Genomic DNA, 25871 nt, shown 5'->3' on the forward strand with positions numbered 1-25871 from the left:
CTCGATTTTCGTTGGATTCTCGCGTAGCGTTAGAATGGCGCCCCTTCTCATGTGAGACGACAATGTCCTGGTTCGTTTATGAAGTGCCCGAATACCACGAAGACGCCGCGCGCATCGAACCCTTCAGCGACCTGCGTAGCCGCGTGCTGAAAGCCGGTGGCCCGGCCATGGCAGACGACCTGGAAAGCGTTCGCGAAAACGCCGCGGCGACGGCGGACACGCCGGAGCGCCCGCTGCGTACGCCGGAAAATCCGCAAGTCTTTCCGATTCCTTACGCCGACTCGATGATTCTGGTCGGATTCATCTTCGATCTGAAACGCGAATTCCGGCAACTGGTCGTGTCGCCCGTGGAAATGCCCTGGCTGAAAGACGCGTAAAGCGTGGCTCCGGCATGACGTCGTACACGACGCCTCGTTCACGGATCGTCGTGACGAGACTGTCCGGATCGGCACGCGCGCAGGCCGGTGCGCGCCGTTCGTACGCTAGAAGCGATGCCGCAGCCCTGCCAGCACCGCGATATGACCGCCGCGCCCACGTACGAGCTTTATCTGCACTGGCATCCGCGCTTTCATCACGAGCCGGCCAACCGCTGGATCCGCGACGCGATGAGCGAACTCGTCAAGGGGCCGATGCAGCACGCGCCGTTGCCGAATACGAAGCGGATGCGGACGACGGGGGCGCAATAGCCCGCGCGGTGGCGGCGTGCCAGGGTGATCGCCGTGCGGCTCGCGCCGCGTGGCCGGAAAGGAGCAGGCGCGACCCGACCTCGACGATGGACGTAATCGCCGGCAGCAGCTCCCGGCCAGCGGCGTCAATTTTCGGCGACAACGAATGGGGCCGTACCGCTCGGGTCGGGATCCGCATGCGCGTGGCCCGCGCCTTGCTCACTGCTAGGTGCGCAACATTCCCCGTTGCGACAAGGAGCGCAAAATGACACGTCAACAGCAACAGCCGGACAAACAGGACGGCGACGCGAAACCTGCCCAGAAACCCGATGACGGGCAGTCGACCTTCGAAACCGATATTTCAGAAACGGGCGAAGACGGTACCACGGTGCGTCAGGCCGAGGTTCGCGAGGACGATCTCTCCGAAGTGAAGCCGCCGTCGGGCCCGGCGCGTTGAGCGCACGAAACCGGCGCGACGGCGTAGCCACGCCGCCGCGTCTATTCGCATGCGTTGCAAATTCCGCCTTCTTCCTCTCCGTGCCCGCTCTCTCCACCAGCCGCCGATGCGCGGCAGCAAGCCGGCTACGCGCCGCGTGACCGACTACCTGCGGATCGCGTGCGCTCCCCTCTTGAAATTCGCTCGACGCATCCTATTTTAGGTATCGCTCAAGGCAGTCGCGGTTTACGCGCTGCGTGTTTCGATTTGTTAGTCAGCGACCCTCATCGCGGATGGACGAACTGGAGCGCGTGGTCCGGTTCATCCCCCGCAGGGGTACAACAGGAGCGAGTCATGAGCGATATCTTCTTCCCCTCCGATCTGCTGGCGGAATTCGACCGCCTGCAACGGCAGATGGCCGGCATGTTCACGGGTTTTCCGGCCAGCCTGCGCGCCCCGCGGCCCGGTGCGTTTCCACCGGTCAATATCGGCAGCACCGACGATACGGTCGAGATCGTCGCGTTCGCGCCGGGTCTCGACCCCGCGAAGATCGACATCTCGGTCGATCGCCGGCTGCTGACGATCAGCGGCGAGCGCACGCCCCCGGACGGCGCCACGACCGACGACGAGCGGCGCGTTTACGCGAACGAGCGGTTCATGGGCGCGTTCCGCCGCGTGGTCGAACTGCCGCCGCATGCGGACCCCGACAAGATCGAGGCCCGCTATACGAACGGCTGCCTGACGATCACCGTCGGCAAGTCGGAAGCATCGAAGCCGCGGGCGATTACGGTCCAGTAAAACACAGCGCAACGTCACGAACGCATGACGGAGGACATCATGAGTGACACCAACACGACTGAATTGACGACCCGTTCGGCCGATACCGGAACGGCCATGACGAGCCGCGAACCGGCTCGGCGCGACACGCCGCGCACGCGGATTGCGCCAGCCGTCGACATCGTCGAGGATACGCACGGCATCACGTTGTACGCGGACTTGCCGGGCGTGCCGCGCGAAAAGCTCGACGTCCGCGTGCATGACGGCAGCCTTGCGATCGAAGCGGAGGCCGTCATTCCGACGCCACCGGGGCTGCGCCTGCAGCACGGCGAAGTGCAGCATCCGCACTTCTCGCGCGCCTTTACGCTCAGCCCGGACTTCGACGTGTCGCGCATCGACGCGCAACTGCGCGACGGCGTGCTGAAACTGAGCATCCCGCGGCGCGAAGAAGCGAAGCCGCGGCGCATCCAGGTGACGGCGGCATAAGCGGACGCGCCGGCCGCGTTTCATCGACCGGCGCGACCCGCGACGCTTGCCGGCATCCCGCGCTTGCGCTTGCGGCATGAAGTGCTGGCGCCCCGCTTTCGCGGCGGCGCCAGCGCGTCGTCACACCTGTCGAATTTTCCTGCAGGAGGCACCCGATGCATACCAACAGGACGCTCGAACATGGCGGATATGAGGTCCGGGCCGTGGTGACCGACACGGAGACGGGCCGCTACTCGGCGGCGGCGATCCTCACGGATCGCGACGGGGAAACCCGGACGCTCGGCGTCGACGGCGACTTCGCCGATACCCGCGAAGCATGCGACCAGGCGCTCGAACTCGCGGTCGCGTGGATCCAGCGACGGTCCGTCGTGTCGGACCGGTATGTCAGACGTAATCGAGCCGGGTCAAGCAGCGATTCGGATCGCGAACGGCGCACGCGACGCCAGGACGGTCGGCCGATCATCCGAGCCACGACCTGATAGTCGCTCGCATCGCGCCGACCGAGATCCCGTACCGCTCGTGCAACGTCGGCAACGCGCCCGCCGCGAGATACGCATCCGGCAGAGCGATCTGCCGAAACGGCACTGTAACGCCGGCCCCGAGCAGCGTGGTCGCCACCGCTTCGCCAAGCCCGCCGATCGCCGTATGGTTCTCCGCGACGATGACCATGCGCCCTTTGCGCGCGGCCTCGCGGACGATGGTCGCCGTGTCGAGCGGCTTGATCGTCGGTACGTGCAGCACGGCGACGTCGACGCGGTCGGCTTCGAGCGCCTTCGCGACCTCGAGCGCACGCATCGTCATGATGCCGGACGAGATCAGCAGGACGTCGTTGCCGTCGCGCAGCAGCTTGGCCTTGCCGAGTTCGAAACGGTAATCGTATTCGTCGAGCACGGCCGGCACGTTGCCGCGCAGCAGACGGGCATACACCGGCCCGTTGTGCGCGGCGATGGCCGGCACCATCTGCTCGATGTCCAGCGCGTCGCACGGATCGATCACGGTCATGTTCGGCATCGCGCGCATCAGCGCGAGATCCTCGGCGGCCTGGTGGCTCGGCCCGTAGCCGGTCGTGAGCCCCGGCAGCGCGCAGACGAGCTTCACATCGAGATTGTCCTCGGCAATCGCCTGATGAATGAAGTCGTACGCGCGGCGCGTTGCAAAAACCGCATAGGTCGTGACGAACGGCTGCGCGCCTTCGTGCGCAAATCCTGCCGCGGCGCCCATCAGCAATTGCTCCGCCATGCCCATCTGGTAGTAACGCTCGGGAAATGCCTTCGCGAAGACGTGCAGGTCGGTGTACTTGCCGAGATCGGCCGTCATGCCGATCACGTTGCCGTTCGTGCGTGCGAGTTCGGTCAGCGCATGGCCGAACGGCGCGGCGCGGGTCGCCTGCCCTTCCGCCGCGATGGAGGCGATCATCGCCGAGGTCTTCAGGCGCGGTTTGTTGTCGACGGTGCTCATGCGTGTCTCCCTGCTTCGAGTGCATCGAGCGCGAGTTGCCACTCGTGCGCATCGACCCGGATGAAATGGCTTTTCTCGCGTGCTTCGAGGAACGGCACGCCGCACCCCATCCTCGTGTCGCAGACGATGATGCGCGGCTGCGGCGCGTGATGCCGGCGCGCGTGGTCGAACGCGCGCTTGACCGCATCGATGTCGTTGCCGTCCACGCGTTGCACGTACCAGCCGAACGCCTCGAGCTTGTCGACCAGCGGCTCGAACGCCATGATCTGGGTCGACGGGCCGTCGGCCTGCTGGTTGTTCACGTCGACGATCGCGATCAGGTTGTCGAGCTTCCAGTGCGCGGCCGACATCAGCCCTTCCCAGATCGCGCCTTCGTCGAGCTCGCCGTCCGAGAACAGCGTATAGACGAACGCATCCGAGCCCTTACGCTTCAGGCCGAGACAACGGCCGACCGCGATCGTCAGCCCCTGCCCGAGCGAGCCGCCGGACATTTCCATGCCGGGCGTGTAGCTCGCCATGCCCGACATCGGTAGGCGACTGTCGTCGCTGCCATAGGTTTCGAGTTCAGCGGCCGGCAGGATGCCGGCTTCGAACAGCGCCGCGTACAGCGCGATCGCGTAGTGCCCGTTCGACAGCAGGAAGCGGTCGCGCCCTTCCCATTCGGGATCGTCGGCGCGATAGCGCATCGCGCCGAAATACGCGACGGCCAGCACGTCGGCGATGTCGAGCGCCTGGCCGACATAGCCCTGCCCCTGCACTTCGCCCATCAGCACGGCGTTTCTTCGGATGCGGTACGCGCGCTCGGCGAGCGTGACCGGTTCATGAGTGGTTTCGGTATCCATCGATAGCTCCATGTGGGAAGGAATACGAATCGAATCAGCGGTTGACGGATCGGGGCACGAGGAACACCAGCAGCGCGCCGGCCGTGATCGCGATGGAGATGAACACGAGTCCCGCGGTCGACTTGCCGGTCAGGTCGTTCAGCCAGCCGACGATCGCCGGCGAGAAGAAACCCGCGAGGTTGGCAAAGCAGTTGACCGCGGCGATGCCGGCTGCCGCCGACATCCCGCCCAGCAATGCGGTGGGCAGCGACCAGAACTGCGACGACGACGCGAGGATGCCGGCGGACGCGATACTCAGGCATACGATCGACGCGCCGACGCTACCGAGCATCGGCAACGTCGCGAACCCCGCCGCCGCGACCAGCATCGGCACCGCGAGATGGAAACGGCGCTCGCGGCGGCGATCCGCGCTGATGCCGATCAGCGGCAGCGCGACTATCGCGCAGGCATACGGAATCGCGGTCAACAGGCCGACCCACAGCGGATCGGCCACGCCCGCCTTGCGGATGATCGTCGGCAGCCAGAACGTGAGGCCGTATTGCCCGAGCACGACACAGAAGTAGATCGCCGCCATCAGCCAGAGGCGACGGTCCGCGACGAACGTACGGATCGATGCATGGGCAGTGGTGTGCTCGGCGTCGGCCGATACGTTGCGTGCGAGCAAGGCCTTTTCGGCGTCGGTCAGCCATGTCGCGCCGGCGATGCCGTCGTCGAGATACAGCAGGATCGCGAAGCCCAGCACGAACGACGGCAGCGCCTCGAGCAGGAACAACCACTTCCAGCCGGCCAGCGACATCGCGCCGTGCAGCGCGTGCATGATCGCGCCCGACAGCGGCCCGCCGACGATCCCGGCGAGCGGAATCGCCATGAAGAACAGCGACAGCGCCTTCGCGCGCCGCGCGGACGGGAACCAGTACGTGAGGTACAGGATCACGCCCGGCGCAAAGCCCGCTTCGGCGACGCCGAGCAGAAACCGCAGCGCGTAGAACGCGGTGGGCGACTTGACGAACACGAAGCTCGCCGAGATCACCGCCCACGTCAGCATGATGCGCGCGAGCCAGCGGCGCGCGCCGACGCGATGCAGGATCAGGTTGCTCGGCACCTCGAACACGAAATAGCCGAGGAAGAAGATGCCCGCGCCCATGCCGTAGACGGCCTCGCTGAAACGCAGGTCGTTGAGCATCTGCAGTTTCGCGAACCCGACGTTGACGCGGTCGAGATACGCGCCGAGGTAGCACAACATCAGGAACGGGATCAGCCTGCGCGCCACCTTCGCGTATGTGGCGGTCTCGAAGGTCTGCGCGTCGTCCCGTTGCAGCGTCTCGCCCTGAACCGGCGATGCGGGGTACTTTGCTCTCATGTCTGTCTCCTGCCATGGCCCCGGGTTGTCCCGGGTGCATGATGGTTGGCGCCGCTTATCGGGCGACGCCGTTCTCAGTGAATCAGCATCCCGCCATTGACGTCGAGCGTGACGCCCGTCAGGTAGCTCGACAGGTCGCTCAGCAGGAACAGGCACGCATTGGCGACATCGGCGGCATCGCCGAGCCGGCCGAGCGGAATGCCCTTGATGATGTCCTCGCGCATGTCGGGCGTCAGCTTGTCGCCGGTGATGTCGGTCTGGATCAGGCCGGGCGCGATCGAATTGACGCGGATCCGGTCGGCGCCGAATTCGCGCGCCATCGCCTTCGCGAGGCCGAGCACGCCGGCCTTGGCGGCGCTGTAGTGCGGCCCGCCGAAAATGCCGCCGCCGCGTTGCGCGGAGACCGACGACATGCAGACGATGCTGCCGCCGCGCTGCGCCTTCATCGCGGGCAGCACCGCTTGCGACATGTACAGCGTGCCGCGCAGGTTCACGTCGACGATCGCATCGAAGTCGCGCGCCGAGATATCCAGCGTGCGCACGGGCTGCGTGATGCCGGCGTTGTTCACGAGGCCGTCGATGCGGCCGAAGTGCTCCAGCGCCGCGTGGGCGGCCGCCACGCATGCGTCGCGGTCGGTGACGTCGCATGCGAGGCCGAGATGGTCGCGGCCGAGTTCGGCGGCGGCCGCTTCCGCGTCTTCGCGGCGAAGGTCGAGGATCGCCACGCGTGCGCCCTGCGCGGCCAGCGCGCGGGCCGTGGCCTTGCCGATACCGCGTGGCGACGCGGCGCCGGTCACGATGATGGCCTGGTTGTCGAGCAACATCGCTTGTCTCCTGTGTTGATGTGTTGTCCGGAGTGTCGGCTCACCGGGCACCCGCATCAACGCGGAAACGTTCAGCCATAGTTGAGAAAATTTCAGATATCGGCCGGCTGCCGGTGCTGCACCGCAACATCGGGGGGGCGCCGCCGGACGTGTCGTTCAATCCGCCCGCTCGTGAGCGGCGACCTCCCGCTCGATCCACGCGAGGAAGCGCTTCACGCGCGGCAGTTCCGCGTTCTGCCGCGGGTACACGAGATGATGCGCGCCGACTTCGACCGCGTGGGCCGCGCCGAAGACCGGCACCAGCAGCCCTTCGCGGATCTTCACCGACGCGAGCATCAGGCTTTCGAGCGCGATGCCGAGGCCGAGCGCGGCGGTTTCGAGCGACATGTATGAACGGTCGAACGAAAAATCGAAGGTCTTCTGGGCCGCAAGCGGGACGCCGGTCCGCCCGAACCACTGTTTCCACTGGACCAGCGGCGTTTCGGAATAGATCAGACGATGCGCGAGCAGGTCTTCCGGCGCCTTCACCGGATGCCGTTCGAGATAGCGCGGCGACGCGAGCGGCGCGATGAACTCGCCGCGCACGGTCCGGACCTCGAGATTGTCCCAGTTGCCGTAGCCGTGCCGGACGTCGATGTCGTAGAAGCCATTCGAGAACGACACGTTTTCGTATGAGCACGCGAGGTTCAGCTGGATATCGCCGTTCGCCTCCTGGAACGACGACAGTCGCGGCAGCAGCCACATCAGCCCGAAGCTCGGGCTCGAATGCACGCGCAGGATATCGACTTCCGTGCGGCTCGACGCGCGCTCGGTCGCGCGGCTCAGGTCGGCCAGCGAGCCGGTGACGTCGGCCAGATAGCGCTCGCCGGTCGGCGTGAGGACGAGGCCGCGCCCGGCGCGCTGAAACAGCGGCTGACCGATCCGCGATTCGAGGTTGCTGAGCTGATGGCTCACGGCGGACGCGGTCAGGCCGAGCTCTTCCGCCGCGCGGTTGACGCTTTTGGTCCGGGCGACGCTTTCGAACGCGATGATGGCCTTGAGCGGTGGAATGCGCATGCTGGAATCCGTTGAAGAGAGCGGCTCGCCCGAGTGGCCGGCGCCGCGCTGAAGCATTGCCCGGCCAAAAGCGATACGGTACATCAGGAAGCGGCGCGGAACGATCGATTCGCGGCGCGGCCCTCGGCATCGTGACCGGCCCGGCGGCGCACCGCGCCGCGCGATCGCCGCCGCACGGACGACGCCACACGCATGATGCCGGCGGAATCATGCAAAATGCTGCGCATCCTGAGTGGCGGAGATTCACCCGTGAGCATCAACTTCGATTTGACGGACTTGCAGGCGTTTCGCGCGGTGGTGGAAACGGGCAGTTTCCGCAAGGCCGCCGATGCGGTCAACCTTTCCCAGCCTGCGTTGAGCCGCCGGATCGACAAGCTCGAAGACGCGCTCGGCGTGCGGCTCTTCGAGCGCACCACGCGCCGCGTCGCGCTCACCACCGTCGGCCGCGTGTTCGCGCAGAGCGCCGAACAACTGCTCGACGATCTCGACGCCGCGCTGCTCGGCATCCGCGACGTGTCGTCGAGCCGCCTGGGCCATGTGACGATCGCCTGCGTGCCGTCGGTCGCCTACTACTTCCTGCCGCCCATCATCGCCCGCTATCATCAGCGCTTTCCGCGCATCCGGGTGAAACTGCTCGACGCCGGCGCGAACGACGTGCTCGGCGCCGTCATCAGCGGCGAGGCGGATTTCGGCGTGAGCTTCCTCGGCAGCCAGGAGGCCGAGATCGAGTTCAAGGTGTTGCTCCAGGAACGGTTCGTCGCCGCCTGTCGTCGCGACCACCCGCTCGCGCGCCGGAAGCGCGTGACCTGGAGCGAACTCTACGAGCACGATTACGTGTCGGTGGACAAGACTTCCGGTAACCGCCTGCTGCTCGACCAGGCGCTGGCGGCCGTCGCGCCGCGGAAGCCGAGCGTGTGCGAGGCGCGCCACGTCACGACCCTGCTCGGCCTGATCGAGGCGGGGCTCGGTGTCGCCGCGGTGCCGTCGATGGCGATGCCGGGGCATGACCACCCTGTCCTCACGAGCGTGCCGCTCGTCGAGCCGGCCGTGAAACGGCGCGTGGGCATCGTCAAACGGCGCGGGCGCTCGCTGACGCCGGCCGCCGAGGCGTTTCACCGGATGATCGTCGACGCGAAGCGCGCCGCCGCCGCCGGCAACGGCACATCGGCATGACGACGACAGCACGCAAAGCAAGGAAGACGGCATCGTGAGGTGGGCCCGGCTGTTCAAATCGCTCTACGTGCAGGTCCTGCTCGCGATGATGCTCGGCATCGGCATCGGTCACGCGTGGCCGGCCGCAGGCGCGATGTTCAAGCCGCTCAGCGACGCGTTCGTCGCGCTCGTGAAGATGACCATCGCCCCGATCGTCTTTTGCACGATCGTGTCGGGCATCACGTCGTTGTCGGACGGGCGGGCCATCGGCCGCACGATCGTGCGGGCGCTCGCCCTCTTCTATCTGTTGACGGCCGCCGCGCTCGCGTTCGGGCTCGCCGCCGCGTACGTGCTGCAACCGGGCGCCGGCATGCACATCGACGTTCATCATCTGGATGCGAGCATCCTGGCGCCGTATGCGAGGCATGCGGAGCCACGCAGCCTCGTGGCGTTCGCGCTCGGCGTGATTCCGGACACGATGCTTGGCGCATTCGCGACCGGCGAAGTGTTGCCGGTGCTGCTGCTGTCGCTGTTGTTCGGTTTCTCGCTGAATGCGCACCCGCGCGCCGGCCGGCCCGTTCTTGCGCTGATCGACGGCATCGCCCAGGTCGTCTTTCGCGTGCTGGCGATGATCATGCGGCTCGCGCCGCTCGGCGCATTCGGCGCGATGGCGTTCACGGTGGGCCGCTTCGGCATCGGCTCGGTCGGCTCGCTCGCGAAGCTGATGGTGTGCTTCTACGTGGCTTGCGTGCTGTTCGTCGCGCTGGTGCTCGCGCCGCTCGCGCGGCTGCACGGCTTCGCGCTGTGGCGGCTCCTGCGCTACCTGCGCGAGGAGTTGCTGATCGTCCTCGCGACCTCGTCCACGGAGCCGGTCCTGCCGCGCCTGATCGTCAAGCTGGAAGCGCTCGGCTGCGACAAGGGCGTGGTGGGGCTCGTGCTGCCGGCCGGCTATTCGTTCAATCTGGACGGTACCGCGATCTATCTGACGCTCGCGGCATTGTTCATCGCGCAGGCGTGCGACATCCCGCTTTCCGCGCCGCAGATCGCGACGATGCTCGCGATCATGCTGCTCACGTCCAAGGGAGCGGCCGGCGTGTCCGGCAGCGGGCTCGTGGCGCTGGTCGCGACGCTTGCCGTGATGCCCGACCTGCCCGTCGCCGGCGTCGCGCTGCTGGTCGGCATCGATCGCTTCATGTCGGAGGCGCGCGCGCTGACCAGCGTGATCAGCAATGCGTGCGCGGTGATTTTCGTGTCGACGTGGGAAGGCGCGTGCGATCGTACGCGGCTGGTGCGGCGGCTCGCCGTGGCCGCGCCGGCATCGGCGGACGCGGCCGATGAAGACGCTGCCGCCGCGAACGGCGGCGGTGACGGGAAGGCGGTCTGACGCCAAGCCTTCCGTCGATCGGGCTCAATGTGCGGAAACGGAATCCAGGCCGGTCGCTTTCACGTCGGCCTGCACGTCGGGCGACGCAAGATAGTCGAGCAGCGCCTTCGCTTCCCGCGGGTGCTGCGCGCCGACCGGGATGCCTGCGGCGAAGCGCGTGACGGACTGCAGCGATTCGGGAATCTTGCCGACGAAGGTCGCGCCCTTGATGGGCAGCAGCTCGCTGACCTGCTGGAAGCCGATTTCGTAGTCGCCGTTCGCGACGACCGACGCCACCGGAATCCGCGGAATCATCTTCGCCTTCGACTTCACCTGCTCCTCGATGCCGAGCTTCCTGAACAGCTCGCGCTCGACGTACACGCCGCTCGCGCTGTCCGAATAGGCGATCGACTTCGCATGCAGCAGCACCTGCTTGAGGCCTTCGGCGGTGCTGATGTCGGGTTTCGCCGCGCCGTCGCGCACGACCATGCCGATGCGCGAATCGGCCAGCTCGACGCGGGATTCGGGGATGACCTTGCCTTGCTTGATCAGGTCGTCCAGCGCGTAGCCGACCATGATCACGGCGTCGGCGGGCTCGCCGCGCGCGAGCCGGTTCGGAATCGCTTCGGGCGACTTGCCCATCGACGGGCCGAGCGCGGTCGCGAGCGTGTTGCCCGACGTGGACGCGAACCGGGGGCCGAGCACCTTGTAGGCGGCGGTGAAGCCGCCCGAGCTCATCACGTGCAGTTCGGCGGCCTGTACGTTGTGGACGTTGGCCGCCACCGCCGCGGTGGCGACGAGCGCGGTCGCGCAGAATTTCAGAAGCGGATTTCTCATGGTCGTGGTCGTGCGGATTCGTGGGTATGAGTGAACGTTCCGGATGAGCGGGACATCAATGCGCGGGCGTCAACGTCGCCGCGCGGCGACGATAGAGCGCGAACGTCGCGAGCAGCGCGCACACCGCGGCGAAGCTCATCCAGTAGCCCGGTGCGGCCTTGTCGCCCGTCATGTGAATGAGCCCGGTCGAAATGGCCGGCGTGAAGCCGCCGAACACGGCCGTCGCGAGGCTGTACGCGAGCGAGAAGCCCGCGACGCGCACCTGCACCGGCATCACTTCGGTGAGCGCGACGACCATCGCACCGTTATAGATGCCGTACATGAACGACAGCCAGAGCAGGACGAGCAGCATGTTCGCGAACGACGGCGCGTGAGCGAGGAACGACAGCGCCGGGTAGGCGGTCACGACGGCGAGCATCGTCATGCCGACCAGCAGCGGCCGGCGGCCGATCCGGTCGGACAGCGCCCCGCCGATCGGCAGCCACACGAAGTTCGACACGCCGACGCAGAGCGTCACGAGCAGGCTGTCGGCGGTGCTCAGATGCAGCACCGTCTTGCCGAAGGTCGGTGCATAGACGGTGATCAGGTAGAAGCTCGTGGTGGTCATCGCGACCAGCATCATGCCGGCGATCACGACGCCCCAGTTCTGGACCAGCGTGCCGAACACTTCCTTCATGCCCGGGCGATGCTTGCGCGCCTTGAATTCCCGGGTTTCCTCCAGGTTGCGGCGCAGCATGAAGATGAACGGCACGATCATGCAGCCGACGAAGAACGGCACGCGCCATCCCCAGGTGGCGATCTGCGCCACGCTCAGCCACTGATTGAGCGCGAAGCCGAGGCCCGCGGCAACGACGATCGCCACCTGTTGGCTCGCCGATTGCCAGCTCGTGAAGAAGCCCTTGCGGCCCGGCGTCGCCAGCTCGGCGAGATAGACCGATACGCCGCCGAGTTCGGCGCCCGCGGAGAAGCCCTGCAGCAGCCGGCCGATCAGCACGAGCACGGGCGCGAGCAGCCCGATCGTCGCGTAGCCCGGCACGAACGCGATCAGGATGGTGCCGCTCGCCATGATGGACAGCGTGACGATCAGGCCCTTGCGGCGGCCGACCTCGTCGATGTACGCGCCCAGCACGATGGCGCCCAGCGGCCGCATCAGGAAGCCGGCGCCGAACACGGCGAAGGTCATCATCAACGACGCGAATTCGCTTTGCGCGGGAAAGAAGACGTTGGCGATCTGCGTGGCGTAGAAGCCGAACAGGAAGAAGTCGAACTGCTCGAGAAAATTGCCGGCCGTGACGCGAAAGATCGCGGCGGCCTTCGAACGTTCGGCCGGAAGGCTGGACGAGGGATGCATCGGGGTGTCTCCTGAAAATCCTGGAATACGCGGGAGGGGCGGGTCGATTGTCGTTTTCCGGCATGTTGGCGCGGTATTGATGAAACGATAAGTGCGATTTTCGGAATGATTGATGCGATATGGTTATCAATCGACCGGAATCTCCACCGCTCCGGGAGTGGCCGCAGGCGCCGCCGCGTCTCGCGATGCCGCGGCCGTCCGCCGGCGGCCATGTCGGCCTCGATTTTCCGTTACCCGTGCCGTTAACCCGGATTTGCCCGGCGCAATTGCAGCCGGCATCGGAAACCGCACGCGAGCATGCCCGCCTTCACTTCGATCGAGAAAATCGCCGACTGGGCCGGACGCCACCCGCTCGTCGTCGGCGCGCTGGGCACGCTGATGTCGCTCGCGGCGCTCGGGATCAGCGCGGTGACGCTGCGGGCCGCGCGCAGCGAAGTCGTCGTGCACGCGCACGAGACGTCGCGCAACGTCGCGGCCGTGCTCGCGAGCCAGATCGCGCGGACGGTCGAAACGTCGAACAACGCGCTGATCGCGCTGGCTGCCAATCTCGGCCAACCGGCCGTGCAGCGCATGGACGCGGGGTTGCGGCACGACCTGCTGTTCGAGCGCACCGCGGCGCAATACGTGACCGGCATGGGCGTGACCGACAGGCGCGGCCGGCTGATCGACGGGTGCTGCGGCGCGACCCGGCAATGGGACTTCGGCGATCGCGACTACTTCAAGGTTCATCGCGATGCGGACAACGTCGGCCTCTACGTGTCCCAGCCCTATCGCGCACGCTCGCGCGACGGCAAGGAATCCATCGCGCTGTCGCGGCGCATCGAGCGGCCGGATCATGCGTTCGACGGGATCGCGGTCGTCGCCATCGATCTCGCTTACTTCGAGCAGCTCCTGTCCCGGCTCGACGTCGGCCCGAACGGGGTCAGCGCGATCGTGCGCGCGGACGGCACGATCCTCGCGAGAAACCCGTCGTTGAACGACGGCCAGATGAACCTCCTGCGTCGCTCGAAATCGTTCAAGCGGATGGTGAACAGCGAATCGGGCTTCTATCCCGCGCGTTCGAGCATCGACGGCGTCGTGCGCTTGTATACGTACCAGCGGATACCGGGCACGCCGCTGATCGCGGTCGTCGCGCCGGCCGAACACGACGTGCTGGCCGGCATCCGTCGTCTATCGTGGACGGTCGGTGTGTCGGCCATCGTGATCAGCACGCTGTTCTGCGCGGTGGTCTGGCTGCTGGCGTTCGCGCTGCGCGACAACCTGCGCAAGCAGACGCTGCTGACCGATCTCACGCGGACCGATCCGCTCACGGGCCTGCACAATCGCCGCGCGCTCGATACCGCGCTGGCCGACGAATGGGAACGCCTGCAACGGGGCAGCGACGGCAGCCTGTCGATTCTGTTCATCGACGCCGATCACTTCAAGCAGTACAACGACAGGCACGGCCACGCAGTGGGCGACACCGCGCTGCGCTTTCTCGCCAAATGCATCCGCGCGCATACGCGGCGGCGCGGCGATCTCGCCGCGCGCTACGGCGGCGAGGAATTCGTCGCGGTGTTGCCCGATACGGACGAAACCGGCGCGGCGCAGGTCGCGGAGGCGATTCGCCGCGAGGTGGAACGCAACCGGCTCGACGGGTTTGCGGAAGCGGTGCCGCCCTTTACCGTCAGCATCGGCTGTGCGACCGGGCGGCGCACGCGGCACGCTTCCGTGCACGCGCTGTCGCATCAAGCGGACATGGCGCTCTATCGCGCGAAGCGCGAAGGCAGGAATCGTGTGTGCCGTGCGCAGGGGGAGCCGGTCGCGCAACCGGCGTGAAAGCGCCGGTTCGAATCGGAAGGGGCGACGGCATCCGGCTCACGACATCGCGACGCGCGTGCGCTGCCGCGACCGCGGCCGTTTCACTGCCCGGGTTCGATATACGCAGCCAGTTCTTCCGGCTTGCCTGAAGGAAACGCCTCCTTCAGGTGATCGAGAAACGCGGAAACGCGCGCGCTCAACAATCGCCTGGACGGATACAACGCCCACAGCGCGATATCGGGCCCCGGCACGTCGCCCCAACTGACGAGTGTGCCGGCCGCCAGGTCGCGGCTCACGAGCGACACCGGCAGGCACGCGGCGCCCAGGCCGAGGCGGACCGTATCGCGCACCATGCTCAGCGACGACAGCCGCGCCACGGGCTCGACCGGTATGCGCGCCGTACCGTCCGGGCCCGCGACCTCCCATGCCGCAGGGCCGTCGCTTGTGCCGCGAACCACGGCCGGTGCGGGCGCGTCGCCGCTCGGCCGCGCCAGCTCGGGCCGCGCGACGACGACCAGCCGGTCGCGCAGGAACACGCGCCCGATCAGGCTTTCGTCAGCGGCCGGGTTCACGCGGATCACGAGGTCGTAGCCCTCCTCGATCATGTCGACGGGCCGGTCTTCGGTCGTCACCTCCAGCCGGACGTCAGGGTATTTCAGCGCGAACGTCGCCACGAGCCGCCCCATCGCGAACTGGGAAAAGACCATCGGCGCGCTGATGCGCAGCCGGCCACGCGGCCGTTCGCTTCCCGCTGCAATGGCCGACGCGCTGTCGGCGAGTTCCGCGAGCAGCGCGCCTGTCCGCTCGTAGAGCGCGCGCCCTTCCTGCGTGAGTTTCACGCCGCGCGAGCCGCGCTCGAACAGACGCAGCGACAGACTGTTCTCCAGTTCCGCGACGCGGCGCGACAGCGTCGCTTTCGGGCGATCGGCCACCCGCGCGGCCTCCCCGAAGCTGCCATGGCGGGCGACGAGATTGAAATCGGCGAGTGCGAGCAGGTCCATGTGTTCCACCAGTGAGACGATACGTCTATTTATCACATCTTCCGGATCGCATGTGGATCACTTAACTTACGTGGGCAGTCAACCCTATCGTTATCTCAGGAGCGAACATCATGACCATTCTCGTTACCGGCGCCACCGGCCGCGTGGGCCGCCAGGTCGTCCATCAACTCGTCGATCGCGGCGCCGACGTGCGCGTGCTGGTGCGCGATCCGGCCAAGGCCGATTTTCCGGCGGCCGTGACCGTCGCGCAGGGCGACATGCTCGACGTCGACGCGCTTCGTACGGCGTTCTCCGGCGTCCGCACGCTGTTCCTGCTCAACGGCGTGGCGGGCGACGAATTCACGCAGGCGCTGATCGCGCTGAACCTCGCCCGCGAAGCGGGTATCGAGCGCGTCGTCTATCTGTCGGTGCTCCACGCCGACCGCTTCGTGAACGTGCCGCACTTCGCGGTGAAGACCGGCGCGGAGCGGATGATCGAGCGAATGGGCTTCAGCGCGACGATCCTGCGGCCTGCGTATTTCATGGACAACGAATCGATGGTCAAGGACGTGATCGTCGGACACGGCGTCTACCCGATGCCGATCGGCGGCAAGGGCGTCGCGATGGTCGATGTGCGCGACATCGCGGAAGTCGCGGCGATCGAGCTGATCCGCCGCAACGATGCGCCGGGCAAGCTGCCGCTCGAGACCATCAACCTCGTCGGGCCCGACACGCTGACGGGCGAACAACTGGCATCGATCTGGTCGGACACGCTGGGCCGCGCCGTTGCCTATGGCGGCGACGATCCGACACCGTTCGAACGCAATCTGGCGCAGTTCATGCCGAAATGGATGGCGTACGAAATGCGGCTGATGGCCGAACGCTACGTCAGCGACGGGATGGTGCCGGAGGCCGGCGACGTCGAGCGGCTGACCGCGATCCTCGGCCGCCCGCTGCGGACGTATCGCGCCTTCGCGGCCGCGCTGCTGCGTTGAACGCGATGCCGCGCCTTCATGCTCCGTGCGGGAGTGCAGGCGGTCGCCAGGCGGTTGAACCGGCATCGCGCGCGACCGGTTCGCCGCGATCGCCGTGCCGCCGCCGGCGACGGCGATCGCGCAGCGGCGCGGAACACGTACCGGATGGCCCGGCATTCGGATGTCGGGCAGCGAAGCGGCGGCGTCGATACAATCGGTTGTTCCCGCCTGCCGCCATGATCGCCTATCCGGCCGATGGCCTACAACATCGCCTGACTGACGAGCCCGTACAGTCCGTAGATCGGGTCGGCCGCGCCCTCGTGCGCCGCGGCCGGCGCGTTGCGAACCATCTTCGAACAGGTATCCACCTGTTTCAGTCCCTGTTCGCTCAACCAGTCCGGCAAACTGCTCCCGTCAGGCACATCGATACGAACGAATTCACCGTCTCGTTTCGTCAGCCAATAGCCGATCAGCGCCTTCGCACGCGCATCGTCGCTCGAACGCGGCGCGACCACCGGACCGATCACGTCACCGCGACCGAAGCGCCGCAGCACCGAAAACCCGACGACCTCGCCGTCACGTTCGAGCACGACGCTTTCTCCCCGCTTCTGCAATGCGGACAACAGCGCCTCGCGCTCAAGGCCGGACGCACGCGTGGCGAGTTCGACCAGGCGCGGCCAGTCGGCCGGCGATCCGGCACGCAGCCGCTCGCCGTCGGGCACGACAACGGCGGCAGGCCGATCGACGTTCCCTTGATATTGGCCCAGCGACCCGCACACGGTGAACCCCAGTTTCTCGTAGAGCGGCCGACCGGCCGGCGTCGCGTGCAGAAACGTGATGCGCGGCCCCAGTTCGTCGAGCAGCGTTTCCATCAGTTTGCGGCCGATGCCTCGGCCCTGATGCGCGTCGGAGACGATCACATGCCCGATCGCCGCGCGATCCGCACCGTACTTCCAGCACATCGCCGTGCCGATGACCTCGCCGTTTTCTTCGGCCGCGAACGCGACCGACGTTTCCGCGGAAAACTGCCAGTCTTCCGCCCGGAACGGCCAGCGAAGCGCCATGGAAAGAGCATGGGCGGCGGGGACGTCCGCCGCTGTGAATCTGCGGTAGCGAAGCGCCGACGTCGCGCCGTGCTCCTTCACTTCATGTTCGTGGTTCATTCAGCAATCCTTTCAAATAGTGTCGTTGTGCGACACGGCACATCATATAAATGCACGGCGATGACATCGAAGCGGCTAAAAATTGCACGGCGCTCCCCGGCTGGCATGAGTGCACGACGATCAGGAAGCACGCCGTTCCCGGACCTGACGCCCGATCGACCCAAACTCAGCCGGTGTCAACGCCACGCCGACGCATCACGGCGATCGCGTGAAGTAATGCTGCGCCAACGCGACCCAGTACCGGACGCCGGCCGGAATGATGTCGTCGTTGAAGTCGTATTTCGGATGATGCAGCGCCGGTGCGCTCGTGCCGTCCTGCGCATTGCCGATCAGCACGTAAGCGCCCGGCCGCTCCTCCAGCATGAAGCCGAAATCTTCGGACGTCATGTTCGGCGGCACGTTGGCAGACAGGCGTTCGTCGCCGAACGTGTCGCGAATCACCGCTTCGCACAGCGCCGTCTCGGCCGGCGTGTTGACCGTCGCCGGGTAGTACTGAAAAAACTCCACGTCGACGTGCGCGCCGTAGGCGCCCGCGAGCCCCTCGCACGCGAGCCGGACGTCGTGCTGCAGCTTCTGCTGCAATGCCGATGACAGCGTGCGGATCGTGCCGCGCAGCTCGGCGGTGTCGGGAATCACGTTGTCCGTCGTGCCCGCATGGAACATGCAGACGGAAATGACCGCCGGGTCGACGGGATCCTTGTGCCGCGCGGCGATGGTCTGACACTGCAGCACCATCGAGCATGCGAGCGGCACCGGATCGATGCCCAGATGCGGCTGCGCCGCGTGCGCGCCCTTGCCCGTCACCGTGATCCTGAAGCGCGAGCCCGCGGCCATGATCGGGCCCGTGCGCAACCCGAAATGCCCGGCCGGCAACCCCGGCCAGTTGTGCATGCCGAATACCGCTTCCGTCGGGTATTGCTCGAACAGGCCGTCGTCGATCATCCTGCGCGCGCCCGCGCCGCCCTCTTCGCCCGGCTGAAACACGAAATGGACGGTGCCCGGCAACTGCGGCAGCGTCTTCAGCACCCGTGCGGCGCCGAGCAACATCACGGTATGGCCGTCATGGCCGCACGCATGCATGATCCCGTGCGTGCACGACGCATGCGCGAAGTCGTTGGCTTCGTGAATCGGCAATGCGTCCAGATCGGCGCGCAGCACGATGCCGCGGCGCGGGTCCGCACCGGGCAGGCTCGCGACCACGCCCGTGCCGCCCAGCCCGCGCGATACGGCATAGCCGAGCGCCTCGAGTTCTCGAGCGACGACGTCGGCCGTCCGGTGTTCTTCGAATCGCAACTCGGGATGCGCATGCAGGTCGCGGCGCAGCTTCGCCCAGTGCGCGTGATGCGCTTGCAGCGATGTGTCGGCGATGACGGGGTTGTCCAATTTCGGCACCTTCGGAATGTAGCGGGCTTCCCACTGTACTGCCGGCGCGAATCGCGCGCAGCGGCTGCATCAATCGTAAAAGCCGACGATCGACTTGACTTCCATATACTCCTCCATCCCTTCGATCCCGTACTCACGGCCGTTGCCCGACTGCTTGTACCCGCCGAACGGTGCTTGAGGATCCCATGCGGGATAGTTCAGATGTACCTGCCCCGCGCGGATGCGTCCGGCCACCGCGCGCACCCGCTCCATGTCGGTGCCCTGCACGTGCGCGCCGAGCCCGTAGACCGTGTCGTTCGCGATGGCGATCGCTTCGTCGATGGTGTCGTAAGGCAGGATCGCGAGGACCGGGCCGAAGATCTCCTGCTGCGCGATCGCCATGTCGGTGCGCACGTCGGAGAAAATCGTCGGCCGCGCATAGAAGCCCTTGTCGAAACCCGCGGGCCGGCCGGGGCCGCCGGCGATCAGCTTCGCGCGTTCGTCGATGCCCACGTCGATCATCTGCGCGACCCGTCGGAATTGCGCGCGATTGGCGAGCGGCCCGTGCGTCGTCGCCTCGTCGAACGGATCGCCGACGACGAGCGTTTGCGCGGTCGCGACGGCCAGCGCCTCGACCTCGCCGAGCGCGTCGCGCGGCACGATCATGCGGGTCGGCGCACTGCACGACTGGCCCATGTTCCGGAACGCGGCGGCGACGCCCGGCGGCACCGCACGCTGCAAATCGGCATCCGGCAACACGAGGTTCGGCGACTTGCCGCCCAGCTCCTGCGCGACGCGCTTGACGGTCGGCGCGGCCGCCTGCGCGACGAGCACGCCGGCCCGCGTCGAACCGGTGATCGACACCATGTCGACTTCCGGATGCGACGAAAGCGCGGCGCCCACCGTTTCGCCGCTGCCGCTCACGAGGTTGAATACGCCGGCGGGCACGCCCGCGTCGGCAATCACTTCCGCGAACAGCAGCGCGCTGAGCGGCGACAGCTCGCTCGGTTTCAGCACCACCGTGCAGCCTGCGGCGAGCGCCGGCCCGACCTTCGCGGTGATCTGGTAGATCGGCCAGTTCCACGGCGTGATCAACGCGCACACGCCGATCGGCTCGCGCGCGACCGCGGTCGTCCCACGCCGCTCGACGAACGGGTAGCGCGCGAGGTTGTCGCGTGCGACGCGGATATGTTCAGCCGCGAGCGGCACATGCGCGCCGCGTGCGTAGCCGATCGGCGCGCCCATCTCCAGCGCGAGCGCCGTGGCGAACAGCTCGGCGCGCGCCAGCATCAACGCATGGATACGATCGAGCAGCGCCGCGCGTTCCTGCGGTGACGTCGCGGACCAGCGTTCGAACGCGCGGCGCGCGGCCTGCACCGCGCGGTCGGCGTCGCGCGCGCTGCCGAGCGGAATCTCGCACAGCGTGTCTTCAGTCGACGGGCTGACGACCGCGAACCGATCGCTGCCGTCGGGCTGCACCCAATCGCCGTCGATGAAAAAGCGATCGAGCCTGCCGGCTTGCATCAGGTGAACAACTGGGGAATTCATTGCAGAGTGTCCTTGAGTCGATACCACGCGCCGACGAACGGCAAGAACCACGGTTTGCCGAAGTGGCCCGGAATCGCGGGCCAGTCGAAACCTTTCCACGGGTTCAGCTCCGCGCGTCCGTCCATGATCTCCGCCATCAGCGTGCCCATCAGCGTGGCCATGTGCGTGCCGTGGCCGCTATAGCCCATCGAGTAGTAAACGCCGTCGCGCTCGCCCGCGCGCGGCAGCCGGTTGGCCGTCATGTCGACCATCCCGCCCCAGCAGTAGTCGATGCGCACGTCGGCCAATTCGGGAAACACGGCGGCCATCTGCTGCCGCAGGATCGCCCCGCTCTTTGCGTCGGAATGCGGGTTCGACGCGGCAAACCGCGCGCGCCCGCCGAACAGGATCCGGTTGTCGGGCGTGACACGAAAGAAATTGACGAAGTTCTTCGTGTCGGTCACCATCCGGCGCGTCGGCAGCAACCGGTCGAGCAGATCCTTCGGCAACGGCTCGGTGACGATGATGAACGCACCGACCGGCACGATCCTGCGGCGAATCCACCCGAACGGCCCGACCTGCGAAATGCCGCTCGCGAGCAGCACTTGGCGCGCGCGGATCTCGCCGAGCGGCGTGTGCACCGCGTAGGCGCCGCCTGCTTGCCGCTTCAGGCCGAGCACCGGCGCGTGCTCGAGAATATGCGCGCCGCGGGTTTGCGCGGCGCTCGCCAGCCCGCGCACGTAACGGCCGACATGCATCCCGGCACTCTTGCCGAAAAGCAGCCCGCCGTGATAACGGTTCGAACCGATCTCGTCGCGGAGTTCAGCCTTCGTGACCATGCGCGTGTCGGGGTCCACGCTCGCCGCGAGCAGCGCCTGGCTGCGCACGAGCTTGTCGTAGTGCTCGGGTTTCGCCGCGAGCTTCAGCTTGCCGCGGCGCACGAAATCGCAATCGATCGACTCCTCCCTGACCAGCCGCTCGACCGTGTCGACGCCCGCGTCGAACGCGAGATAGAGCCGGTTGGCGAGCTCCGTGCCGATGCGCTGCGACAGCGACGCGTAATCCTGCGCGAAGCCGTTGTTGCACATGCCGCCGTTGCGTCCCGATGCCGCCTGCCCGACGGTGCCCGCCTCGCAGACGATCACGCGCGCGCCTTTTTTGGCCAGCGCCAGTGCGGCGGCCGAACCGGTGATGCCGCCGCCCACCACCACCACGTCGCAACTTCCGCCGGGCAACGCCGGCGTGTGGCTCACGAATGGCTCCGACGTATCGAGCCAGTAGGAACTGAAACGCATCTGGAACTCCCAAGCTGTCGCATCGCATCACACGCGCGCTGACGAGCCGGCGAACGTTCGCCGCCCCGACCCGGTCGCGCGTGCGATCCGGACCGGCGCGACGGCCTTGTACTAGAAATCCGCGACCTTGCCCCACGCGGACTCGCTGAACCGGCCGGGCCGGTACGGCGTCGGGTCCACGAACGGCTGCGCGCCGGATGCGAGATCGGCGATCAGATGCCCGGCGCCCGGCCCGATCCCGAAGCCGTGCCCCGAAAAGCCCGCCGCGAGGATCAGCCCCGGCACGCCCGGCACTTCGCCGATGCCCGGCACGCCGTCCGGCGTGCTGTCGACGAAGCCCGCCCACGCATGCGTGATCGTCGCTTCGCGCAGTTCCGGCAGCAGTTCGGCCGCGCGGCGGTAGGTTTCGGCGACCGTCGGCATGTCGGGCTTCGGGTCGAGAATGCGCACCGCTTCCATCGGCGTCGGCGCATCGAGGCGCCAGCGCTTCAACGTTTCATGGCCGCCGCGCACGCCTTCGAGACCGCCCGGCAGCAGGTTGCGCCAGCGCTTCGCGAACATCGGCACGAATTGCGGCGCGAAACGCAGGAACTGCGGCGTCGGGTCCACGCGCGCGCGGCCGCTGATCGCCAGCGCGTAGCGTCCGTCGCTGCGGCGCGTCACCGACACGCCGGACGTGTACATCGCATCCGGCAGCGGCGTTTCGACGGGGGACACGCTCAGGATCGACTGACGGATCGACGCCTGCGGAAACCGGATGCCGAGCTGGCGGCAGAACGACGACGCCCATGCGCCGCCGGCCATCACGGCCGTCCTCGTCCTGATGACGCCGGCCTCGGTGACGACGCCGGCCACGCGGCCGCCCTCGAGCTCGATGCCGCGCGCCGCGCAGTACTGATGGACACTGCCGCCCAGCTTCATCAGCGCGGCGGCTACGGCCGGCGCGGCCTTGCCCGGGTCGGCCGTGCCGTCGGTCGGCGAGAACACGCCGCCCTTCCACTGCCGCCCGGTCGCCCGTCCGCGCTCGGCGGCCTGCTTGCTGTCGAGCATGTACGTGGTCACACCCGCGGTCTTCGCGAATTCGCCCCAACTGGCCCAGCGGGACAGCTCGGCCTCGTCGTTGCTGAGATACAGCAGCCCGCAGCGATGAAAGCCCGTGTCTTCTCCGGATTCGGCGGCGAACCGTTCCCACAGATCGATGCTCTTGCTCGCCATCGGCAACTCGCGCGCATCGCGGTTCTGCTGCCGGCACCAGCCCCAGTTGCGGCTCGATTGTTCGGCGCCGATGCGCCCTTTCTCGACGAGCGCGACCGACAGCCCGCGGCGGGCCAGATAGTAGGCGGTGAAGACGCCGATGATGCCGCCGCCGATCACGACGACGTCGGCCGCGGCCGGCGGCGTGGACAAGGTTTCGATATGGCGCAGCGGAGGGGACATGCTCAGTCTCGTTCGGTGGAGGGTTTGACGTTCTGCATCACGTAGAACTTCGCCACGCGTTCGCTGCTTTCCCACCCGATCGACGCGCCGCGCGGCACGAACAGCGCATCGCCGGCGCCGAGCGACAGCACGCTGCCGTCGGGCGCCGCGAACCGTACGCCGCCGTCCAGCAGGAACATGAACTCGTTGGCGCGATGCGGCCGCACGATCCGGTGATACGGTGTCGAATCCCACGTGCCCGCGCAGTATTCGGCGCCGTCGTCGGTGAACACGTTGTCGCTGCGGCATTGCGGCGCGGGGCTCAGCAGCACCTCGGCCGGCAGCGTGGCGGACGGCTTGAAGTCCGCGTCGGCGCGCAACTCGAAGAGGCCGCGTTTCGTCGGTGTCTCGCACGCTGCCGCGCAGAACGTCAGCAGCACCGGCGATTGCGCGGCGATGCGCAGCGCCGTGCCGCCGCCGATGACGGCGCCTTGCCCCGGGCCGAGCACCAGCGGAGCCGCCCCGGCCGCTTCGAGCGTCAGCTCGCCCTGGACGACGACGAGGGTTTCGATGTGCGGAAAGCTCGACACGTCCAGCTCGCCAACGAAGCCGATGCGTCCCGCGGCCATCGCGTCGGGGCCTTCCCACGCGATCTCGCGATGCGACGCGAACGGATCGTTCGCGCCGAACGCCTGCCGGCGAAACGCGGTGGAAGAAGGTGCGCCGTCGGCACGGTGCAACACGAAAGCTGCGGTCATTTCTGCTCCTGTGCAATGCGTGGCGGTCTGGTTCAACGCCGTCACGCGATATCGGAAATCGTCGTTCGCCGGCTCTTCTGCCGGAAAATCCTCAGCCAGGCATGTCGTCCATGCCTGGGGCTTACGCCGCGTGACACGACGCATCGCGGTGTTCGCTGCGCAGGCGCGCCGATGGCGTTCGCATCGGCGCGCCGCCCATTCGGGCGACCACGTAATCGCGCGGCGTGATCCCGAGCACGCGCCGGAAATGCCGGCACAGATGGCTCTGGTCGAAGAAGCCGACGTCGGTCGCGACGACCGACGGCGCGAGACCGGCGCGCAACAGGTCCTGCGCCCGGCGTACCCGCACGAGACACAGATACCGGTGCGGCGACAGCCCGGTTTCGCTGCGAAAGCGCGCGGTGAAACGCGATACGCTCAACCCGGCCACGGCCGCGAGCGTGTCCAGGTTCAGCGGCTGCGCGAACGACGCGTCGATCGTGCGCAGCACGTCGTCGATCGCCGGCGAGACCGGCCGGGCGACACGAGGCGAGCCAATGAATTGCACTGTCATATCGGATTCTCCGGGGCGCTCGCTTCAATGCAGGAAATCCTGCATCCGGTAATACGCGCCGACGAGCGGCAGAAACCACGCGTGCCCGAAATGGCCGGGTATCGCCGGCCATTCGAGCTCGCGCCACGGGTTCGAGGCGGCCGCGCCATACAGCACGTCGGCCATCACACGGCCCATGTGCACCGACATCTGCACGCCGTGGCCGCTGTAGCCCATCGAGTAATAGAGCCCGTCGTGCTGGCCCGCGCGCGGCAGCCGGTCGGCGGTGATGTCGACGAGGCCGCCCCAGCAGTAGTCGAGCCGCACGCCGGCCAGTTCGGGGAAATAGCCCGCCATGCCGGCGCGCAGGACGTCGCCGCTCTTCGCATCGGAGCGCGGGCTCGACATCGCGAAACGCGCGCGGCCGCCGAACAGCAGCCGGTTGTCGGGCGTCACGCGGAAGTAGTTGCCGATCTGGCGCGACGTCACGTACGCGCGGCGGTGCGGAAACAGCCGGTTCAACTGCGCGTCGGGTAGCGGCTCGGTCACGACGATGAAGCTGCCGACCGGCGCGATGCGCCGCCGGAACCACGCGAACGGCCCATGTTGCGACGCGCCGGTCGCGACCAGCACGCGGTCGGCGACGATCGTGCCGCGCGTGCACGTGATCGTGTGGCGCTCGCCGTCGAGCCGCTCGATCTGCGTGACGGCCGCGTGCTCGTACACGCGTGCGCCCGCCCGCACGGCCGCCTGCGCGAGGCCGACGCCGAACTTGCCCATATGCATTTGCGCGCCGTTGCGCTGCAGGAGCCCGCCGTAGAAACCTTCGGACGCGATTTCATCGCGGATCCGCGACGGCTCGATCAGTTCGATGTCCGGATCGACATCGCGCCGCAACGCATCGAACGTCTTCGCGAGCCCAGCAAAGTGCTGCGGTTTCGCGGCGAGCTTCAGCTTGCCGGCGCGCCGGAAATCGCAGTCGATCGCATGGTCGGTCACGATCGTCTCGACGCTCTTCACCGCGCTTTCGTACGCTCGATAGAACTGCTTCGCCTGCGCGGCGCCGATGCGCGCGGCCAGCGACGCGTAATCCTGCGCGACGCCCGTATTGCACTGGCCGCCGTTGCGGCCGGATGCTTCGCCGGCGACCTGCGCGGCTTCGAGCACGACCACCGAGACGCCGCGCTGCGCGAGCGCGAGCGCTGCCGACAAGCCGGTGAAACCGCCGCCGATCACGACGACGTCGGCCCGCCCCTCGACAGGGCCAACGCTTGCGTCGCGAAACGCGGGGCGGGTATCCAGCCAGTACGATTCCAGTTTCATCGGATCCTTCACGAGCATTCCGGCAACAACGATCGGCGACCGTTCAATGAGAATCATTTAATCACCGTCAAAAACCGCAGTTGCCGCGTATTCGCGCACGGCACGCGCATAAATTGCCGTTTTGCACGACCGCC

At 67.3% G+C, this 25871-nt stretch carries 25 protein-coding genes and 1 pseudogene; 10 read left to right on the forward strand and 16 right to left on the reverse strand.

All coding sequences use genetic code 11. From position 1 onward, the window contains the following. Positions 1-62 precede the first annotated feature (62 nt). The 6 genes and pseudogenes from CFB52_RS32605 to CFB52_RS32630 form a co-directional block, all read left to right on the forward strand. Positions 63-377 (forward strand): hypothetical protein, encoded by a 315-nt coding sequence (locus tag CFB52_RS32605; RefSeq protein WP_060011064.1) that lies wholly within the window; start codon positions 63-65, stop codon positions 375-377. Between the two features lie 141 nt (positions 378-518). Beyond that, positions 519-686 (forward strand): hypothetical protein, encoded by a 168-nt coding sequence (locus tag CFB52_RS32610; protein ID WP_230971904.1) that lies wholly within the window; start codon positions 519-521, stop codon positions 684-686. Between the two features lie 244 nt (positions 687-930). Next, positions 931-1122 (forward strand): hypothetical protein, encoded by a 192-nt coding sequence (locus tag CFB52_RS32615; protein ID WP_059577987.1) that lies wholly within the window; start codon positions 931-933, stop codon positions 1120-1122. A gap of 333 nt (positions 1123-1455) precedes the next feature. Then, complete coding sequence (locus CFB52_RS32620; protein ID WP_060011060.1) at positions 1456-1899, forward strand: Hsp20/alpha crystallin family protein; 444 nt, start codon at positions 1456-1458, stop codon at positions 1897-1899. 39 nt (positions 1900-1938) lie between these two features. Then, on the forward strand, positions 1939-2364 hold the full coding sequence (locus CFB52_RS32625) for an Hsp20/alpha crystallin family protein (protein WP_060011135.1): 426 nt from the start codon (positions 1939-1941) through the stop codon (positions 2362-2364). A 155-nt stretch (positions 2365-2519) separates the two neighbouring features. Continuing rightward, a pseudogene (locus CFB52_RS32630) lies at positions 2520-2756 on the forward strand (hypothetical protein); the annotation flags it as partial. Positions 2757-2823: 67 nt separating this feature from the next. On the opposite strand, the gene CFB52_RS32635 reads toward CFB52_RS32630, so the two are convergent. The 5 genes from CFB52_RS32635 to CFB52_RS32655 all read right to left on the reverse strand — a co-directional run bounded on the left by CFB52_RS32635 (position 2824) and on the right by CFB52_RS32655 (position 7904). Then, complete coding sequence (locus CFB52_RS32635) at positions 2824-3822, reverse strand: transketolase family protein (RefSeq protein ID WP_060011056.1); 999 nt, start codon at positions 3820-3822, stop codon at positions 2824-2826. Next, positions 3819-4664 (reverse strand): transketolase, encoded by an 846-nt coding sequence (locus tag CFB52_RS32640; RefSeq protein WP_099318466.1) that lies wholly within the window; start codon positions 4662-4664, stop codon positions 3819-3821. Before CFB52_RS32640 ends, CFB52_RS32635 begins: the two co-directional genes overlap by 4 nt. 34 nt (positions 4665-4698) lie before the next feature. Beyond that, on the reverse strand, positions 4699-6024 hold the full coding sequence (locus CFB52_RS32645; protein ID WP_099318467.1) for an MFS transporter: 1326 nt from the start codon (positions 6022-6024) through the stop codon (positions 4699-4701). Between the two features lie 74 nt (positions 6025-6098). After that, positions 6099-6848, reverse strand: a complete 750-nt coding sequence (locus CFB52_RS32650; protein WP_059577973.1) for an SDR family NAD(P)-dependent oxidoreductase — start codon at positions 6846-6848, stop codon at positions 6099-6101. 156 nt (positions 6849-7004) lie between these two features. Further along, positions 7005-7904, reverse strand: a complete 900-nt coding sequence (locus CFB52_RS32655; protein ID WP_099318468.1) for a LysR substrate-binding domain-containing protein — start codon at positions 7902-7904, stop codon at positions 7005-7007. A 249-nt stretch (positions 7905-8153) separates the two neighbouring features. Here CFB52_RS32655 and CFB52_RS32660 point away from each other — a divergent pair, with 249 nt between their 5' ends. Further along, positions 8154-9077 (forward strand): LysR family transcriptional regulator, encoded by a 924-nt coding sequence (locus tag CFB52_RS32660; protein WP_099318469.1) that lies wholly within the window; start codon positions 8154-8156, stop codon positions 9075-9077. 34 nt (positions 9078-9111) lie between these two features. After that, positions 9112-10440: a C4-dicarboxylate transporter DctA gene (gene dctA / locus CFB52_RS32665; RefSeq protein WP_099318470.1), complete on the forward strand. Its 1329-nt coding sequence runs from the start codon at positions 9112-9114 to the stop codon at positions 10438-10440. Positions 10441-10464: 24 nt separating this feature from the next. Here dctA and CFB52_RS32670 read toward each other — a convergent pair whose 3' ends face one another. Together CFB52_RS32670 and CFB52_RS32675 are read right to left on the reverse strand one after the other, a co-directional pair. Next, positions 10465-11256: a substrate-binding domain-containing protein gene (locus CFB52_RS32670; RefSeq protein WP_099318471.1), complete on the reverse strand. Its 792-nt coding sequence runs from the start codon at positions 11254-11256 to the stop codon at positions 10465-10467. A gap of 55 nt (positions 11257-11311) precedes the next feature. Beyond that, the gene (locus CFB52_RS32675) at positions 11312-12607 is read right to left on the reverse strand and encodes an MFS transporter (protein ID WP_099318472.1); all 1296 of its coding nucleotides are present in this window, start codon (positions 12605-12607) and stop codon (positions 11312-11314) included. Between the two features lie 297 nt (positions 12608-12904). Here CFB52_RS32675 and CFB52_RS32680 point away from each other — a divergent pair, with 297 nt between their 5' ends. Then, a complete protein-coding gene (locus CFB52_RS32680; protein WP_099318473.1) occupies positions 12905-14425 on the forward strand; it encodes a diguanylate cyclase in 1521 nt (506 codons plus the stop codon). Positions 14426-14508: 83 nt separating this feature from the next. On the opposite strand, the gene CFB52_RS32685 is transcribed toward CFB52_RS32680, so the two are convergent. Further along, positions 14509-15408 (reverse strand): LysR family transcriptional regulator, encoded by a 900-nt coding sequence (locus CFB52_RS32685; protein WP_060967027.1) that lies wholly within the window; start codon positions 15406-15408, stop codon positions 14509-14511. Positions 15409-15518: 110 nt separating this feature from the next. On the opposite strand from CFB52_RS32685, the gene CFB52_RS32690 reads away from it, so the two are divergent. After that, complete coding sequence (locus tag CFB52_RS32690) at positions 15519-16382, forward strand: SDR family oxidoreductase (protein WP_099318474.1); 864 nt, start codon at positions 15519-15521, stop codon at positions 16380-16382. Between the two features lie 239 nt (positions 16383-16621). On the opposite strand, the gene CFB52_RS32695 is transcribed toward CFB52_RS32690, so the two are convergent. The 8 genes from CFB52_RS32695 to CFB52_RS32730 all read right to left on the reverse strand — a co-directional run bounded on the left by CFB52_RS32695 (position 16622) and on the right by CFB52_RS32730 (position 25794). Further along, positions 16622-17524, reverse strand: a complete 903-nt coding sequence (locus tag CFB52_RS32695; protein ID WP_060310353.1) for a GNAT family N-acetyltransferase — start codon at positions 17522-17524, stop codon at positions 16622-16624. A 195-nt stretch (positions 17525-17719) separates the two neighbouring features. After that, complete coding sequence (locus CFB52_RS32700; protein ID WP_099318475.1) at positions 17720-18907, reverse strand: M20 aminoacylase family protein; 1188 nt, start codon at positions 18905-18907, stop codon at positions 17720-17722. Positions 18908-18976: 69 nt separating this feature from the next. Further along, entirely contained in the window at positions 18977-20434 is a 1458-nt protein-coding gene (locus tag CFB52_RS32705; protein WP_099318476.1) for an aldehyde dehydrogenase family protein, read from the reverse strand. Next, positions 20431-21708: an FAD-binding oxidoreductase gene (locus tag CFB52_RS32710; protein ID WP_099318477.1), complete on the reverse strand. Its 1278-nt coding sequence runs from the start codon at positions 21706-21708 to the stop codon at positions 20431-20433. The genes CFB52_RS32705 and CFB52_RS32710 overlap by 4 nt, the downstream gene beginning before the upstream one ends. Positions 21709-21819: 111 nt before the next feature. Next, entirely contained in the window at positions 21820-23145 is a 1326-nt protein-coding gene (locus tag CFB52_RS32715; RefSeq protein WP_059577943.1) for an FAD-binding oxidoreductase, read from the reverse strand. A gap of 2 nt (positions 23146-23147) precedes the next feature. Then, positions 23148-23882 (reverse strand): cupin domain-containing protein, encoded by a 735-nt coding sequence (locus CFB52_RS32720; protein ID WP_060310349.1) that lies wholly within the window; start codon positions 23880-23882, stop codon positions 23148-23150. A 121-nt stretch (positions 23883-24003) separates the two neighbouring features. Next, a complete protein-coding gene (locus tag CFB52_RS32725; RefSeq protein WP_059577937.1) occupies positions 24004-24435 on the reverse strand; it encodes a helix-turn-helix domain-containing protein in 432 nt (143 codons plus the stop codon). A 24-nt stretch (positions 24436-24459) separates the two neighbouring features. Continuing rightward, complete coding sequence (locus CFB52_RS32730) at positions 24460-25794, reverse strand: FAD-binding oxidoreductase (RefSeq protein ID WP_099318478.1); 1335 nt, start codon at positions 25792-25794, stop codon at positions 24460-24462. Positions 25795-25871 lie beyond the last annotated feature (77 nt).

This window comes from Burkholderia sp. AU18528, assembly GCF_002223215.2.
Taxonomy (GTDB): domain Bacteria; phylum Pseudomonadota; class Gammaproteobacteria; order Burkholderiales; family Burkholderiaceae; genus Burkholderia; species Burkholderia semiarida.

Bases quoted from the DNA above. Each gene is read 5' to 3' on its own strand.
- CFB52_RS32605 (WP_060011064.1), top strand. From the start codon at position 63: ATGTCCTGGTTCGTTTATGAAGTGCCCGAATACCACGAAGACGCCGCG.
- CFB52_RS32610 (WP_230971904.1), top strand. From the start codon at position 519: ATGACCGCCGCGCCCACGTACGAGCTTTATCTGCACTGGCATCCGCGC.
- CFB52_RS32615 (WP_059577987.1), top strand. From the start codon at position 931: ATGACACGTCAACAGCAACAGCCGGACAAACAGGACGGCGACGCGAAA.
- CFB52_RS32620 (WP_060011060.1), top strand. From the start codon at position 1,456: ATGAGCGATATCTTCTTCCCCTCCGATCTGCTGGCGGAATTCGACCGC.
- CFB52_RS32625 (WP_060011135.1), top strand. From the start codon at position 1,939: ATGAGTGACACCAACACGACTGAATTGACGACCCGTTCGGCCGATACC.
- CFB52_RS32635 (WP_060011056.1), bottom strand. From the start codon at position 3,822: ATGAGCACCGTCGACAACAAACCGCGCCTGAAGACCTCGGCGATGATC.
- CFB52_RS32640 (WP_099318466.1), bottom strand. From the start codon at position 4,664: ATGGATACCGAAACCACTCATGAACCGGTCACGCTCGCCGAGCGCGCG.
- CFB52_RS32645 (WP_099318467.1), bottom strand. From the start codon at position 6,024: ATGAGAGCAAAGTACCCCGCATCGCCGGTTCAGGGCGAGACGCTGCAA.
- CFB52_RS32650 (WP_059577973.1), bottom strand. From the start codon at position 6,848: ATGTTGCTCGACAACCAGGCCATCATCGTGACCGGCGCCGCGTCGCCA.
- CFB52_RS32655 (WP_099318468.1), bottom strand. From the start codon at position 7,904: ATGCGCATTCCACCGCTCAAGGCCATCATCGCGTTCGAAAGCGTCGCC.
- CFB52_RS32670 (WP_099318471.1), bottom strand. From the start codon at position 11,256: ATGAGAAATCCGCTTCTGAAATTCTGCGCGACCGCGCTCGTCGCCACC.
- CFB52_RS32675 (WP_099318472.1), bottom strand. From the start codon at position 12,607: ATGCATCCCTCGTCCAGCCTTCCGGCCGAACGTTCGAAGGCCGCCGCG.
- CFB52_RS32680 (WP_099318473.1), top strand. From the start codon at position 12,905: ATGCCCGCCTTCACTTCGATCGAGAAAATCGCCGACTGGGCCGGACGC.
- CFB52_RS32685 (WP_060967027.1), bottom strand. From the start codon at position 15,408: ATGGACCTGCTCGCACTCGCCGATTTCAATCTCGTCGCCCGCCATGGC.
- CFB52_RS32690 (WP_099318474.1), top strand. From the start codon at position 15,519: ATGACCATTCTCGTTACCGGCGCCACCGGCCGCGTGGGCCGCCAGGTC.
- CFB52_RS32695 (WP_060310353.1), bottom strand. From the start codon at position 17,524: ATGAACCACGAACATGAAGTGAAGGAGCACGGCGCGACGTCGGCGCTT.
- CFB52_RS32705 (WP_099318476.1), bottom strand. From the start codon at position 20,434: ATGAATTCCCCAGTTGTTCACCTGATGCAAGCCGGCAGGCTCGATCGC.
- CFB52_RS32710 (WP_099318477.1), bottom strand. From the start codon at position 21,708: ATGCGTTTCAGTTCCTACTGGCTCGATACGTCGGAGCCATTCGTGAGC.
- CFB52_RS32715 (WP_059577943.1), bottom strand. From the start codon at position 23,145: ATGTCCCCTCCGCTGCGCCATATCGAAACCTTGTCCACGCCGCCGGCC.
- CFB52_RS32720 (WP_060310349.1), bottom strand. From the start codon at position 23,882: ATGACCGCAGCTTTCGTGTTGCACCGTGCCGACGGCGCACCTTCTTCC.
- CFB52_RS32725 (WP_059577937.1), bottom strand. From the start codon at position 24,435: ATGACAGTGCAATTCATTGGCTCGCCTCGTGTCGCCCGGCCGGTCTCG.
- CFB52_RS32730 (WP_099318478.1), bottom strand. From the start codon at position 25,794: ATGATTCTCATTGAACGGTCGCCGATCGTTGTTGCCGGAATGCTCGTG.